Origin of the sequence: Micromonospora sp. NPDC049044, assembly GCF_040649215.1 — a bacterium.
GTDB lineage: Bacteria > Actinomycetota > Actinomycetes > Mycobacteriales > Micromonosporaceae > Micromonospora.
Map to the genome: position 1 here is coordinate 1 of NZ_JBEZFA010000041.1, position 13,752 is coordinate 13,752.

Annotated in this window: 13 protein-coding genes; 8 read left to right on the top strand and 5 right to left on the bottom strand. The window is 73.7% G+C overall.

Annotated features, from left to right (window positions below; all coding sequences use genetic code 11):
- Window positions 1–1,240 (bottom strand): AAA family ATPase (locus AB0B85_RS27260; RefSeq protein WP_357411811.1); only part of this gene is annotated, 1,240 nt, incomplete at its 3' end.
- 193 nt (window positions 1,241–1,433) lie between these two features.
- On the opposite strand from AB0B85_RS27260, the gene AB0B85_RS27265 reads away from it, so the two are divergent.
- The gene (locus AB0B85_RS27265) at window positions 1,434–3,662 is read left to right on the top strand and encodes an adenylate/guanylate cyclase domain-containing protein (protein ID WP_357411812.1); all 2,229 of its coding nucleotides are present in this window, start codon (window positions 1,434–1,436) and stop codon (window positions 3,660–3,662) included.
- 49 nt (window positions 3,663–3,711) lie between these two features.
- Here AB0B85_RS27265 and AB0B85_RS27270 read toward each other — a convergent pair whose 3' ends face one another.
- The 4 genes from AB0B85_RS27270 to AB0B85_RS27285 form a co-directional block, all read right to left on the bottom strand.
- Complete coding sequence (locus AB0B85_RS27270) at window positions 3,712–4,527, bottom strand: class I SAM-dependent methyltransferase (protein WP_357411813.1); 816 nt, start codon at window positions 4,525–4,527, stop codon at window positions 3,712–3,714.
- Window positions 4,528–4,625: 98 nt separating this feature from the next.
- Window positions 4,626–5,192: a dienelactone hydrolase family protein gene (locus AB0B85_RS27275; RefSeq protein ID WP_357411814.1), complete on the bottom strand. Its 567-nt coding sequence runs from the start codon at window positions 5,190–5,192 to the stop codon at window positions 4,626–4,628.
- Window positions 5,193–5,247: 55 nt separating this feature from the next.
- A complete protein-coding gene (locus tag AB0B85_RS27280; RefSeq protein WP_357411815.1) occupies window positions 5,248–6,354 on the bottom strand; it encodes a nucleotide disphospho-sugar-binding domain-containing protein in 1,107 nt (368 codons plus the stop codon).
- Window positions 6,355–6,656: 302 nt separating this feature from the next.
- The gene (locus AB0B85_RS27285) at window positions 6,657–7,106 is read right to left on the bottom strand and encodes a MarR family transcriptional regulator (protein WP_357411816.1); all 450 of its coding nucleotides are present in this window, start codon (window positions 7,104–7,106) and stop codon (window positions 6,657–6,659) included.
- 137 nt (window positions 7,107–7,243) lie between these two features.
- Between AB0B85_RS27285 and AB0B85_RS27290 the strand changes: the two genes are divergently transcribed.
- From AB0B85_RS27290 to AB0B85_RS27320, 7 genes are all read left to right on the top strand, one after another.
- Entirely contained in the window at window positions 7,244–8,464 is a 1,221-nt protein-coding gene (locus AB0B85_RS27290; RefSeq protein WP_357411817.1) for an MFS transporter, read from the top strand.
- 141 nt (window positions 8,465–8,605) lie between these two features.
- Window positions 8,606–9,364 carry a class I SAM-dependent methyltransferase gene (locus AB0B85_RS27295; RefSeq protein ID WP_357411818.1) on the top strand — a complete coding sequence of 253 codons (759 nt, stop codon included), beginning with the start codon at window positions 8,606–8,608 and terminating at the stop codon, window positions 9,362–9,364.
- A 109-nt stretch (window positions 9,365–9,473) separates the two neighbouring features.
- Entirely contained in the window at window positions 9,474–9,950 is a 477-nt protein-coding gene (locus tag AB0B85_RS27300; protein ID WP_357411819.1) for a CrcB family protein, read from the top strand.
- On the top strand, window positions 9,947–10,309 hold the full coding sequence (gene crcB, locus AB0B85_RS27305) for a fluoride efflux transporter CrcB (protein WP_357411820.1): 363 nt from the start codon (window positions 9,947–9,949) through the stop codon (window positions 10,307–10,309). Before AB0B85_RS27300 ends, crcB begins: the two co-directional genes overlap by 4 nt.
- A gap of 91 nt (window positions 10,310–10,400) precedes the next feature.
- On the top strand, window positions 10,401–10,925 hold the full coding sequence (locus AB0B85_RS27310; RefSeq protein WP_357411821.1) for a PadR family transcriptional regulator: 525 nt from the start codon (window positions 10,401–10,403) through the stop codon (window positions 10,923–10,925).
- On the top strand, window positions 10,922–11,602 hold the full coding sequence (locus tag AB0B85_RS27315; protein WP_357411822.1) for an ABC transporter ATP-binding protein: 681 nt from the start codon (window positions 10,922–10,924) through the stop codon (window positions 11,600–11,602). Before AB0B85_RS27310 ends, AB0B85_RS27315 begins: the two co-directional genes overlap by 4 nt.
- Window positions 11,599–13,752: an FtsX-like permease family protein gene (locus tag AB0B85_RS27320; protein ID WP_357411823.1), complete on the top strand. Its 2,154-nt coding sequence runs from the start codon at window positions 11,599–11,601 to the stop codon at window positions 13,750–13,752. The genes AB0B85_RS27315 and AB0B85_RS27320 overlap by 4 nt, the downstream gene beginning before the upstream one ends.

Sequence of the window (13,752 nt, forward strand, 5' to 3'; positions counted from 1 at the left end):
GCCAACCGCTTCCGCATCGTCCAGTCTCGACGCCACGCCTGATCTCTGGCGGATTTCCGGGGGCAGCACCGTTCCTCGTTGCCCCCGGAAACGCGCGCGCCGGCTCACCGGCCAACCGCCAGTGGTGGGCCAGCCGGGCCTGGTGCAGCTCACCCGGCGCGGCGGTCAGCGCCTCGGCGTAGCGGCGGTGCAGCCCGGAACGCTCGGCCGGCAACAGCTCGTGGGCGAGCACCTCGGCGACCAGGCGGTGCCGCAGCCGGTAACCGTCGTCGGCGCCGACAAGCAGCCGGTGGGCCACCGCGGCGCGCGCCGCCTCGATCAGCTCGTGCTCCGGCAACCCCAGCACCTGGGCCAGCAGCCAGTGTTGGACCGGCTCCACCCCGGCGGCCACCGCGTGCACCACGGCGTGCGCGTGCTGGGGCAGCGCGTCGACCCGGTCGAGGAAGATCTCCCGCAGTGTCTCGGACAGGCCGTCGCGGCCGTCGCGCAGGTCGCGGGCCAGCTCCTCGATGACGAACGGGTTGCCCCCGCTGCGCTGCCAGATCTGCTCGGCCGACTCGGCGGGCAGTGCCCGGCCGACCACTGCGGCAGCGAGCTTCTCGGTGCCGGCCCGGTCCAGTGGTGCCAGGTCGAGCACCCGCACCGTCCGCAGCCGACGCAGCTCGGTGAGCACCCGACGCAGCGGGTGCGCGCCCTGCAACGACTCGGCCCGCACCGCCGCCAACACGGAGAGCTGGAGGTCGCCGAGCCCGGCGAGCAGGTAGAGCAGCAACTGTCGGGTGCTCCGGTCGACCCACTGCAGGTCGTCGAGGATCAGCACAAGTGGTCTGCCCTCGGCGATCAGGTGCAGCCCGCGGCTGACCCGCTCCAGCAACGCGCCCGCGCCGTCCGGCCCTGCGGTCTCGTCGGCGAACACCTGCAACAGCCCCCGCACCGCGGCCGAGGTGCGCGGGTGCGCGGTGGACAGATCGGCGTCGAAGCGGCGCAGCGCCTGCAACAGCGGGTGCAGCGGGGAGGCGTCGCCGATGTCGAGACAGCTGCCGGTGAGCACCACGGCGCCCTGCGCACGCAGCACGTCGCCGACCTCACCCAACAGTCGGGTCTTGCCCACACCGCTCTCACCGCTGAGGAAGACGGCGGCGGTCTGCCCGTGTGCGGCGCCAGCGACAAGCGCGGACCGAACCGTCCGCACCAGCTCGGTCCGGCCCACGAGCGGTGCGGTGTCCACATCGCTGACCATGGCACGCAGCCTAATCACTTGCCCCCGGCCCGTTCTATGGCCAACTGCCGGTTGTGGTACTCCTCGCGTCGACTTCGCGACTAAAGGTGGCAGGTGGCCGACATACGTCGTTCTGCAGATCCGCCGTCAGACCAGCGATGCCAGTCTCCTGAGGTCACCAGGCATCAGCGGGGAGAAGGGTTGGTGCGAAGCCATGACCACCACCGCTACCAGCATCATCGTCGGCGACGCGCGGCGGCCCGCGGGCCCGCACTGGCCCGTACCGGAGGAGAGACGCACGGTCACGGTGCTCTTCGCCGACATCGTCGGCTCGACGGCGCTGGTCAACCAACTCGACCCGGAGGACGTCCGCGCGTTGCAGCGCGTCTACTTCGACACCGTCGCCGGTGTGCTGCACCGCTGGCAGGGAGTGGTGGAGAAGTACATCGGCGACGCCGTGATGGCGCTCTTCGGCGCTCGGCACTCCGACGGTTTCGACGCGTACCGCGCGGTGCGCGCCGGACTCGAGATCCAGGCCGCGCTGGACTGCCGGCCGATGGTGGGGAACATCCGCCCCCGGGTACGCGTCGGGGTCGCCACCGGCGAGGTCATCGTCGACCTGCGCGGCGCGGTCAGCGGCGGGCACGGGGTGGCCAGCGGCGCGGTGATCACCGCCGCGGCCCGCCTACAGGAGTACGCGCCACCGGGCGCCGTCGCGCTCTGCGCGGCCACCGCGGAGGCCACCGCCGGTCTGATCACCAAGCGTCGGCTGGCGGTCGCCAGCCGCGTGTCGCCAGCGCCGGTCTGGCACGCCGTCGGGCCGGTGCGTCCCGGCATCGACAGACACGACGTCCCGCTGATCGGTCGGCGCCGCGAGTTGGCCACCATCCGAGACCAGCTGAGCCTGGCCGTCCGAGAGCAGACCCCGTGCTGGGTCTCCCTGGTCGGGCCCACCGGCAGTGGCCGCAGTCGCCTGTTGCACGAGCTGACCCGCGGACTAACCACTGTGGACGGCAGGCCGGTGCAATGGTCGGCGACGGCCTGCCAGCCGTACCCCGAGCACGTCCTGGAACCAGTCGCCGAGCTGCTCCGCGGTGTCGTCGGGGTGGGTCGCGGTGACGGACCGGCGGCGGTCCACGACCGGCTCGTCGCCGCCCTGAGCGCCCTGTTCCCACCGGCGCGGGTCGCCAGCGCGGTCCCGCTCCTGCAGCGGCTGCTCACCGACCCGGACGGCTCCGCCGCGGCGATGGCCGGCGCGGCGATCTGCCGCGACGTCCTGCTGAGCCTGGCCGCCCAGGTGCCGCTGATCGTCGCCGTGGACGACGTGGACCGGGCGGCGCCCGCGGTGAGCGCGTTTCTGCGGGCGCTGTTCGGCGCGGCGACGGCACGGGGGCTGCCACTGGCCGTGGTCACCCTGCACCAACCGCAGTGGGCCGACACCCCGCCCGGAGTGGCCCGCCCGGTGCCGATCCGACCGTTGGCCGCGGTGCAGGCCGGGCGGCTGCTGCGCCATCTGCTGACCCGGTCCGGTCAACCGCCGACCCTGGTGGACCGGCTGCTGCCGCTTGTGGGTGGGCGGCCCGGGCACGCGACGGCGTACGTGGCGTCGATAGTGGCCGGGGCGGACCCGGCGGCGCTCCCGCTGCCCGAGGCGGTGCGCCGGGCCGTCGGCGCCGAGGTGGACCAGCTCGACGGTGAGCAGCGGGCGGTGCTGATGGCCGCCGGCGTCCTCGGCGGCGTGATCTCCGGCGCGGCGCTCGACCGGGCGCTCGGCTGGGTGCCCGGCCGGTCCGCACCGGCACTGCACCGGCTGGTCGCGGCCGGACTGCTGCTCCCCCACCACGCCGACGGGTACGCGTTCGCGTCGCCCGCGCTGCGTCAGGTCGCCACCGAACGGCTGCCCCGCGCGCTGCGGGCCATCTTCACCCGCCGCAGCGCCGACACCCCACGGCAGGACACCGCCCGTCCCGACCTGCGGCGGCCGAGTCGCGCTGTCGTGAACTCCGCTGGGGCCGCCCGTGTCGGCGGCGGCGCGGCCACCCACGGCGCCGCGGTAGTGCGCCTCGAGAGCGTTCGCTCCCGGGTCGGCCTCGACACCGCCCTCGCGCCGCCGGCACCCGCCCCGCCCCGCCTGCCCACCCCGACGATGGCGACCCCGCCGGCCGCGCCGCCCCGCAGCACCAACCGGGCGCCGGACGTCCACCGGCTCCGGGCCGTCGCGCCGGCCGGTGGGGTGCCGCCGACCGCGCCGCGAACCAACCCGGGCGGTCACTGGTCCGCGGACGTCGACCAGACCCCGGTGGCGATTCGTGCGGTGCCGGCCGGGCCGGAGTCAGCCGGTCCCGGTGTGCGCACCGGTGACGGCGTGCCGCCCGATGGTTCACGCGCCGTACCCGGCCCACCGCCGGTCCGCCGGGCAGCGGGACTGGCCGCCACCGCCTGACGGTCCGCCGGCGGTCGCGGTCGGCCGGGTGGGCGCGTCGACGGCCCGGTCACGGCACGGACGCCGAGGCCAGCAGCGCCGCGGTCGGCAGTACGAGCAGGCCGTCCGGGTCGCGGTAGGCGGCGGTCAGTTCGTCGTACGCGGCCCGGATCCGGGTGACCATCTCCGGCGGCTGACGCTGCAGCACCAGACCTGGCTTGCTGATGCCGTTGGCCGGGCCACTCCACCAGGCCTCCGGGTCGGTGCGATGCGCCCAGGTGATCGTGTCGCAGCGCGCGTCGGCGAGACCGGCGGCGTCCAACAGACCCGCGAACCCGTCGGGGGTACGGGGGAAGTCCCGCTCCGCGTCCACCGACGGCACCGAGGTCGGCCGGTCGACCCCGGCGGTGTCGAACACCGTGCCCCACAACCGCTGCGCCTCCGGCGGCGGGTCGGGCCAGATCGTCACCGCGATCCGGCCTCCCGCCCGGACGACCCGTCGCAGTTCGCCTATCGCGGCAAGCGGATCACCGACATGATTGATCACGAAGTTCGCCACGGCCGCGTCGAAGTGCCCGGCGGGGAACGGCAGGTGGGGCAGGGCCGCGAGGCGGACCTCGGCGGACGGGACACGGCCGCGCACCATCTCGACCATGCTGGGTTCGGCGTCGACGGCCACGACTGTGGCGCCCCGGGCGACCGCCAGCCCGGCCACGGTCCCGGAGCCGGTGCCGGCATCGAGCACCCGCGTGCCCGCGGCGACGTGCGCGGCGTCCAGCAACGATGGCGCGGGATGGGCACAGAGGGCGGCGAGACTGTTGTCGAACGCCGCCGCGCGTCCGGCCCAGCGCGACCGTTCGTACTCGTCGAAAGCTGTCGTCGGCACTGCCCACCCCGCTCAAGATCTTGATAGTGTCGCCACGCTATCGAACGCGAGGTGTCGGGTGCTGCCCCGCGCTGCGGCGGGACGCCGCCCGCCGGCAGTCAGGTAGCGGCCAGGAAGGCGAGCACCCGCGGCCAGGTCGCCGCTGTGGCGTCCGGAGAATGCTCGGCCAGGTCGGGGTCGGTGAACAGGTGCCCCGCACCGGGATAGCGGAAGACCGTCAGGTCGGCACCGGCGCCGGTGAGCGCCTGCTGCCACTCCTCGACCTCGTCCGGTGCGTCGTACGGGTCGGGGTCGGCCAGGTGCAGCTGCACCGGCAAGCCGGGCCGGACCGCGTCCGGTGCCCCACCGGTGCCGTGCAGCAGGAGCAGACCGGCGGCGTCCGGGCGCTCGGCCAGCAGCGCCCCGGCCACCCCGGCGCCCATCGAGAAGCCGGCGACAACCGTCTCGGGTGGCAGCTCGGCGAGCGCCGTCCGGGCCCGGTCGAGCACCACCTCCTGGCCGATCTTGTCGAGTAGCGCGAAGCCCTCCTCGACGGTGTCGGTGGCGGGTACGCCGTACAGGTCGGGGGTGCTGACCTGATGCCCGGCGGCCCGCAGCCGGTCGGCGGCGGCGCGCACGGCGGGCCGCAACCCGTACACGGAGTGGAACAGCACGACGTGTCGCATCACGTCATCCTGCCGCAGCCGACCGCACGGCCGGTGGGGCCACGCGGGGCGGCGGTCAGACCAACGCCGCCAGCCGTGCGACGAGGTCCGTCGGCGGCGGCATCGCGGCGATCTCCCGGCCGACCTGCCCGGCGGCGGTACGCAGGTCGCCGTCGTCGAGCAGACGGGTCAGCGCCGGCGCGGTGATGTCCCGGGGGCGCAGCGCCAGGCCGGCACCGCGACGGGCCACCAGTTCGGCGTTGTGCCGCCGGTCCCCGGGACCGACGGTGGCCAGCTGGGGCAGACCGGCGGTGAGAGCGCCGAAGACACTGCCCGCCCCGCCGTGGTGGACCAGCGCCGCGCTCGCCGGCAATGCCGCGTCGAGTGGGATCCAGTCGACCACCCGCACGTTGCCGGGCAGCGAGCGAGCCGACCGCTGGTCCGGTCGGACCAGCACGATCTCGGCGTCCACCTGCGCGGCAGCCGCCACCACGGCGGGCATCGGCCCCCGGTCACCGGGGCCGGTCAGGGTGCTGCGGGTGACCAGGATCCGGGGCCGCTCACCGGGTTCGCGCAGCCAGGCCGGCAGCTCACCGCCGCCGACGTAGGAGTCGTACCGCATCGGCCAACCGCTCTGCGTGGCGACGCTGGGCGGGGCCACGGCGAGGGCGGCGGCGGGTGGCGGCAGCTCGGTCAGACCGTGTCGGCGCAGGGCGGCGCCGAGCCGGGCGGTGGTGGCGCGGACCAGGTCGCGGCCGTCGAAGAGGGCGTTCTCCTGGCGTACGGCCGGCACGTCGAGGCGCGCGGCGGCCACCGCGCCGGCGACCGCGAACGGCTCGTGCAGCACCAGGTCGGGCCGCCACCGGGCGGCCAGCGCGACCACGGGGTCGGTGAGCTGGTCGTTGAGCGCGCCGAAGAGCAGGCCGGCGCCCCGGGTGCCGGCGGTGCCGGCCATCTCGGCGCGTGCGATCAGCGGATGGCGAGGGAAGACCCTCAGGGCGATCCGGCCGAAGTCGAAGCCCGGTGCGATGTCGTGTACGGGCAACCCGGCGCCGGCGGCGGTCAGACCACCGCCGCCGGTGGCCAGCAGCACGTCGTGGCCGGCGTCGCGCAGCGCGACCGCGAGCGGCACCAGCGGGAAGACATGACCGACCAGCGGGGCGGAGACCACCAGCACACGCATGGCCCGAATCCTAGGTCCGCAGCGGCGTCGGGGCAGGCCCCCAGGACGCGCACCCACCGGTCCCCAGGACGCCCACCCCACCGGGACCAGCGCACCTGCCCCAGATCTGGGGCAGCTCTACAGGAGACGAAACAGGGTCGCCGGTCGCCGGTCGCCGATGCGGCGCATCTTGCCCATCGACCGCTCCACCTCGTCCGGGCGGGAACGTCGCCGCTCCACCCGCACGGTACGCACTGAAAGTGCGGCGACAGCTGCGGAGTCCGCAGGCCGTACGCCCGCCGGCGTCGAGGCTGACGGGGCGGTCAGCGGGCGGCCGGCAGCCGGTGCAGGGCGTCGACGAGTGGGGCCAACTCGGGGGTGGCCTCGGCCTCGGCCAGCGCCGCGGTGAGCACCCGGTCGTGGGTGGGGCGGGTCTGGGCGAGCAGGTCGGAGCCGGCCGGGGTCAACTCGGTGTAGATGCCGCGCCGGTCGTCGGCGCAGAGGATGCGGGTGAGCAGGCCGCGCTGCTCCAGCCGGGTGACCAGGCGGGTGGTGGCGCTGCCGGAGAGCGCGGCGGCGCGGGCGAGCTGGCTCATCCGCATGTGCCAGCCGTCCTGCCGGGAGAGTGCGTCGAGCACCGTGTATTCGACGACGGACAGGTCGTGGTCGGCCTGCAAGGCCCGCTCCAGGGACGTCTCGATCAACCCGTGCAGGGCGGCGAGGGTGCGCCAGCCCTGCGCGCGGATCTCGACCGCGTCGTCGGCGATGCCCATGCCGGCCCTCCTCGGGGGTGATCTCGACGACCCCAGGCTAGCACGCTTGCGCCGAAATCCGGCGTGTGCAAGTATTTCGTTGCCGGCGCGGGTAGTTGCGCGCGCCGCATATCTGCCCCCTCCCCGATGGGAAGACCATGTCCGTACCCCACAGGTCCCTGCCGCCCGGCCTGATCGCGCTGGCGATCGGCGCCTTCGGCATCGGGCTCACCGAGTTCGTGATCATGGGGCTGCTGCCCGAGGTGGCCGCCGACTTCGCGGTCACCGAACCGGTCGCCGGCTGGCTGATCTCCGGCTACGCGCTGAGCGTGGCCGTCGGCGGGATCGCCCTCACCGCGGCCGTCACCCGGCTGCCGCGCAAGCCGGTGCTCCTGGGCCTGATGGTGCTCTTCATCATCGGCAACCTGCTCTCCGCTGTCGCCGGCGACTACGCCGTGATGATGGCCGGGCGGATCGTCGCCGCGCTCTGCCACGGCGCGTTCTTCGGCATCGGCGCCGTGGTCGCCGCCGGCCTCGTGGCACCGGCCCGCCGGGCCGGCGCGATCGCGATGATGTTCGCCGGCCTGACCATCGCGAACGTGCTCGGCGTCCCCTTCGGCACCTTCCTCGGGCAGCACTTCGGCTGGCGGTCGACGTTCTGGGCGATCACCGCCATCGGGGTGGTCGCGCTGATCGGGCTGGCCCTGCTCATTCCGGCCGGCGACAGCACGAACGCCGACCGGCCCGCCGGTGGCCTACGCGGCGAGTTGCGCGCCTTCACCCACTCGCAGGTCTGGCTGTCGCTGGTGATCACCGTGCTCGGCTTCGGCGGCATGTTCGGCGCCTTCACCTACATCGCCTACACGCTCACCGAGGTCAGCGGCTTCGCCAGCAGCACCGTGCCGTGGCTGCTCGTCCTGTTCGGCGCAGGGCTCTTCGCCGGCAACCTGCTCGGCGGCCGGGCCGCGGACAGGTCACTGTCGCGCACCCTGGTCACCGTGCTGGCGGTGCTCACCGTGGTGCTCGTCGGGTTCGCGCTCACCGCGTCGAACCCGGTGCTGACCGTCATCTCGCTGGTACTGATGGGCGGGTTCGGGTTCGCCACCGTCCCGCCGCTGCAGATGCGGATCATGCACTACGCCAGCCAGGCGCCGACCCTGGCGTCCGGGGCGAACATCGCGGCGTTCAACCTCGGCAACGCGCTGGGCGCCTGGATCGGCGGGGTGACGATCGCCGCCGGACTCGGCTACACCTCGCCGATCTGGGCCGGGGCGGCGCTCACCTTGGCAGGGCTGGGCGTCCTGCTGGGTGCGTTGCGCCTGGCCCGTCGCAGCGAGCCGACCGAGACCGACGCGGCCCTGGTGAAAGCGGCGGTCTGAGCCGTCGACAGGAGAACGCCGGGTCAGGCTGGTGCCCGACCCGGCGTCACTCTGATCATCGCTCTGCCATCATCCCGCAGTTGCAAACTATGTGCAACAAGGTCTGGACAACGCGGTCGCAACGTAACTAGCCTTCCTGACATGAGTCCTTACATTGTGGATCCCTGGGCCTGGCAGGAGAGCTGGGACCGTCAGCAGGAGGCCTACCTCCCGGACCGGGAACACCGGTTCACCGCCATGCTCGACACCGTCGACGCGGTCCTCGACGGCCGGCCGCCGCGGGTGCTCGACCTGGCCGGCGGCACCGGCAGCATCTCGCTGCGGACCCTCGCCCGCTTCCCCGCCGCGGAGCCGACACTTGTCGACCTCGACCCGGCGCTGCTCGCCATCGCCGCCGCCTCGCTGGCCGAACGGGCCACCATCGTCACGGCCGACCTCGGCACCCCCGAGTGGCGCTCCACGCTCCCCCACCAGGAGTACGACGCCGTGCTCACCGCCACCGCCCTGCACTGGCTGCCGGCCGACCGGCTCGGGCAGCTCTACGCCGAACTGCGCGACGTGCTGCGACCGGGCGGCGTCTTCGTCAACGCCGACCACATGCCCGACGACACCCTGCCGGAGCTGACCAAGCGGCTGATGGACCGGGCCCGGGACCGACGCAACGCCCGGTACGCCGCCGGCTCGACGCTGTCCTGGTCGGACTGGTGGGAGCGGGCCGGCGCCGACCCGACGCTCGCCCCGCTGGTCGCCCAACGACACGCGATCTACCCGACCGGGCACAGCCCCGAGTGGAACCCGCCGGTCTCCTGGCACCTGGCCGCGCTCACCGCGGCCGGCTTCAGCGAGGTCGGCACGGTCTGGCGAGGGGGCCCGGACGCCGTTGTCGCGGCAGTGCGGTGACGCCACCCGCGCCGGAAGGTGACCGCCGCGCCCTCAGCGGGGGCTGACGAACGCCACCCTCGCGGGGAGGTGAGCGACGCCGCTGTCGCCCGCACTACGCTGACAACCCGTGGCAGAGCCGTTGGACCCGCGTACCGACCCCGACGTCGACCTGCGGGTCTCGGCCGACCGGGGCGAGCTGGCCGCGCGCCCCGCGACGACGCTCGCCGCCATCGCGGCCGGCGGGGTGCTCGGCGCGCTGGCCCGGGCCGGCCTGCAACACGCCGTACCGCACCCGCCGACGGGGTTCGCCTGGGCGACGTTCGGTGTCAACACGTCCGGGTGTCTGCTGATCGGCGTACTGATGGCCGTGCTCGGGCACCTCGGCGGCGGGCACCCCCTGGCTCGCCCGTTCCTCGGGGTCGGGGTGCTCGGCGGGTTCACCACCTTCTCCACCTACGCTGTCGATGTCCAGCAGACGATCGTCGCTGGCGTTCCGGGTACCGCGCTGGCCTACCTCGCCGCCACGCTCCTCGGGGCGCTCGTCGCGGTCTGGCTGGGCGACGCCGCCACCGCCCGACTGCTGCGACGCGGGGCGACCCGATGACAGTCCTGCTCATCGCCCTGGGCGCGGCCGTCGGCGCGCCGCTGCGCTACCTCACCGACCGGGCCGTGCAGTCCCGGCACGACTCGGCGTTTCCCTGGGGCACGCTGACCGTCAACGTGGTCGGGTCCCTGCTGCTCGGCGCGCTGGTCGGATGGCCGGTCGGTCCGGCGGTGACGGCGGCGCTCGGCACCGGGTTCTGCGGCGCGCTTACCACCTACTCCACCTTCAGCTACGAGACGCTGCGGCTCGCCCGGGGCGGCGATCAAGGCCTCGCGATCGTCTACGTGCTGGGCAGTGTGGCCGCCGGGCTCGCCGCAGCCACCGCCGGCTACGCCGTGGCCCGCGCCCTGACCGGCTGACCTCCGACCACAGTGCTGCCCCGACCAGGGGTCCAACGAGAACACCCCGAATGTATATACGCGAGGTATACCCTCGGTGTAGTCTCCTCCCATGAGCGTGCCACTGACCCTTCTCGGCCTCCTCGAACGGGAGCCCAGCCACGGTTACGACCTGAAGCGCGACTACGACGCCTTCTTCGGCCGGGGCAAGCCACTGCCGTTCGGCCAGGTCTACTCCACCCTCAGCCGCCTGGCCCGCGACGGCAAGGTGGTGATCAGCGACGTCGCCCCCGGCTCCGGCCCCGACCGCAAGCGCTACGTCATCACCGATGTCGGCGCGACAGAGGTCGAGCAGTGGCTCACCCAGCCGGTCGACCCGGAGCCGCACCTGCAGACGGTGCTGTTCGCGAAGGTCGTGCTCGCGCTGATGCTCGACCGTCCCGCCGCCGACTACCTCGACACCCAGCGCAGCGCGCACCTGCACCGGATGCGCGAGCTGACCGAGATCAAGCGCGCCGGCAGCCTTGTCGACGCGCTGCTCGCCGACCACGGCCTGTACCACCTGGAGGCGGACCTGCGATGGATCGAGATGACCAGCGCCCGCCTGGACGCCCTGCGCAAGGAGGTACGGCGATGAGCGTCATGATCGAGGCCCGCGACGTGACGTTCGCCTTCGGCCAGACCCCCGCCCTGCGGGGAGCCAGCCTCGCCGTGGACGCGGGCGAGATCCTCGCCGTCATGGGCCCCAGCGGCTCGGGCAAGTCGACCCTGCTGCACTGCCTGGCCGGCATCCTGGTGCCCGACTCCGGCGAGATCCTCTTCGACGGAGCCACGGTCCACACCATGGCCGAGACCGAACGCAGCAGCCTGCGCCGGGACCGGTTCGGGTTCGTGTTCCAGTTCGGCCAGCTCGTCCCCGAGCTGACCGCCGTGGAGAACGTCGCCCTGCCCCTGCTGCTCAGCGGCGTACACCGCAGGCAGGCGCTGCCCAAGGCGGGCGCCTGGTTCGCGCGCCTCGGACTGGACGGCCTGGAACAGCGCCGATCGGGTGAGTTGTCCGGCGGGCAGGCGCAACGCGTCGCTCTGGCCCGGGGCCTGGTCGCCGAGCCGCAGGTGCTCTTCGCCGACGAACCGACCGGCGCGCTCGACTCGCTCACCGGCGAGCACGTCATGGACCTGCTGGTCAGCGCGGCCCGCGAGCAGGGCACCACTGTCATCCTGGTGACCCACGAGGCCAGGATCGCCGCGTACGCCGACCGTGAGGTCATGGTGCGCGACGGGCGCGTCAACGCGCCGGACCGGATCGCCTCATGATCCGCTTCGGGCTCCGCCTCGCCCTGGCCGGCGGCCGGGAGGCACTCACCCGCCTGCTCGTCATCGCCGCCGCCGTCGCGATCGGCAGCGGGCTGCTGTTGACCACCCTGGCCGGGGTCAACGCGGTCGACGCCCAGCTCACCCGGTACGCCTCGATGTATCCCAACGCCTCGGCCGGCGACGTCGACCCGCTGTGGTGGTCGACCCGTCAGGACTACTTCCGCGGCAAGCAGATCATCCGCATCGACGTCGCCGCGACCGGTCCGACGTCGCCCACCCCGGTCGGCGTCCCGCGCGTTCCGGCAGCCGGGGAGTATTTCGCCTCGCCCGCGCTCCGCGAGTTGCTGGCCGCACGGCCAACCGCCGAGTTGGGCGACCGCTACCCGGGGCGTGGCCTCGGCACTGTCGGTCCGGCCGCGCTGACCTCGCCGGACACCCTGCTGATCATCGTGGGCGGCACCCCCGACCAGGTCGCCGCGCTGCCCGCCGCCAAGAAGGTCACCAGCGTCGGCGACACCCCCGCCCTCCCCGAGACCACCGTGAACCTGATCCTGGGGGTGATCGCCGGCGGGCTGCTGTTCCCGGTGCTGATCTTCATCGGCACCGCCACCCGGCTCAGCGCCGCCCGCCGGGAGCAGCGCTTCGCCGCGATGCGCCTGGTGGGCGCGACACCCCGGCAGATCTCGACGGTCGCCGCGGTGGAGGCGGCGGCCGCCGCCGTCGCCGGCACCGCCGTCGGCTTCGGCCTGTTCTACGCCTTCCGCGAGCCGCTCGCGGGCATCCCGTTCACCGGCATGCCGTTCTTCCCCGGCGACATGTCCCTGGGCCTGCTGAACGTCCTGCTCGTGGCGCTCGGCGTCCCGGCCGGCGCGGCGCTGGCCGCCCAGATCTCGCTGCGCCGTGTCCGGATCTCGCCGCTGGGCGTCACCCGGCGGGTCACCCCCCGCGCGCCGCGCGCGTACCGGTTGATCCCGATGGTGCTCGGCGTCGCCGTGCTGGTGTTCGCCCTCGGATACCGGCCCGAGACGTCCGACGGCCAGACCGCGATCTTCCTGCCCGGCCTGCTGCTCATCATGGCCGGTCTCGTCTTCGCCGGCCCGTGGTTGACGATGGTGGGCGCCCGGGTGATGGCCCGATACGCCAACCGTCCGGCCACGCTCATCGCCGCGCGGCGGCTCGCCGACAACCCGAAGGCCGGCTTCCGGGCGATCAGCGGCATCATGCTCGCGCTGTTCGTGACCAGTGTCGCCGTCGGCGTGATCACCACGATCGTCGACGAACGCGGCCCGGCCCCGATCGGCTCGACCGACGCGGGCACTGTGAACACCGTCTTCGACGAGAAGGCGTCATCGGTGCCCGACACGCTCTTCGCCGACCTGCACGCGATCACCGGCGTGCGGTCCGCGACCGCCATCCGGGAAGCCCCGGACATCAACACCGGCGGCGAGGGCGGGGTGATCGCGTGCGCCGACCTGCCGAGCGCGTACGGCAGGTGCGCCGAGGGCGCGAGCGTCATCGAGGTGCCGATGGGCCTGAGCCGCTGGCGGGAGTCGGCGTCGCCCGCGACGGTCTGGCCCGCCGCGTCGCTCACCCTCGACGAGCTGCAGCGGTTGCCGGTGAGCTCGGTCGTCGTGGGCACGGACGGCTCGGCTGCCGCTATCGAGCGCGTCCGCACAGTGCTGGAGGTCGCCTTCCCGACCTTCTGGGTGGGGCCGAACGTGCCCGGCGACTTCGAGTCGGACTTCGCCGACACGCTGCGCGGCTGGGAACAACTGGCCAACGTCATCATCATCGCCAGCCTCGCGCTCGGCGGGTGCAGCCTCGCGGTAAGCGTCATCGGCGGTTTGACCGAACGCCGTCGCCCGTTCAGCCTGCTGCGCCTCAGCGGCGCTCCGGTGCGGGTGCTGCGTCGGGTGGTGGCGCTGGAGAGTGCCGTACCGATGCTCGCCGTCGCCGCCGTCGCCATCGGGATGGGCCTGCTCGCCGCGCATCTGTTCCTGCGGGCGCAGATGCACTACACGCTCATCGCGCCCCAGCCGCGCTTCTACGTGATCGTCGTGGTCGGACTGGTCACCTGCCTCGGCGTCATCGCCTCCACGATGCCGCTGCTGGAACGCGTCACCGGGCCGGAGACCGCCCGCAGCGAATAG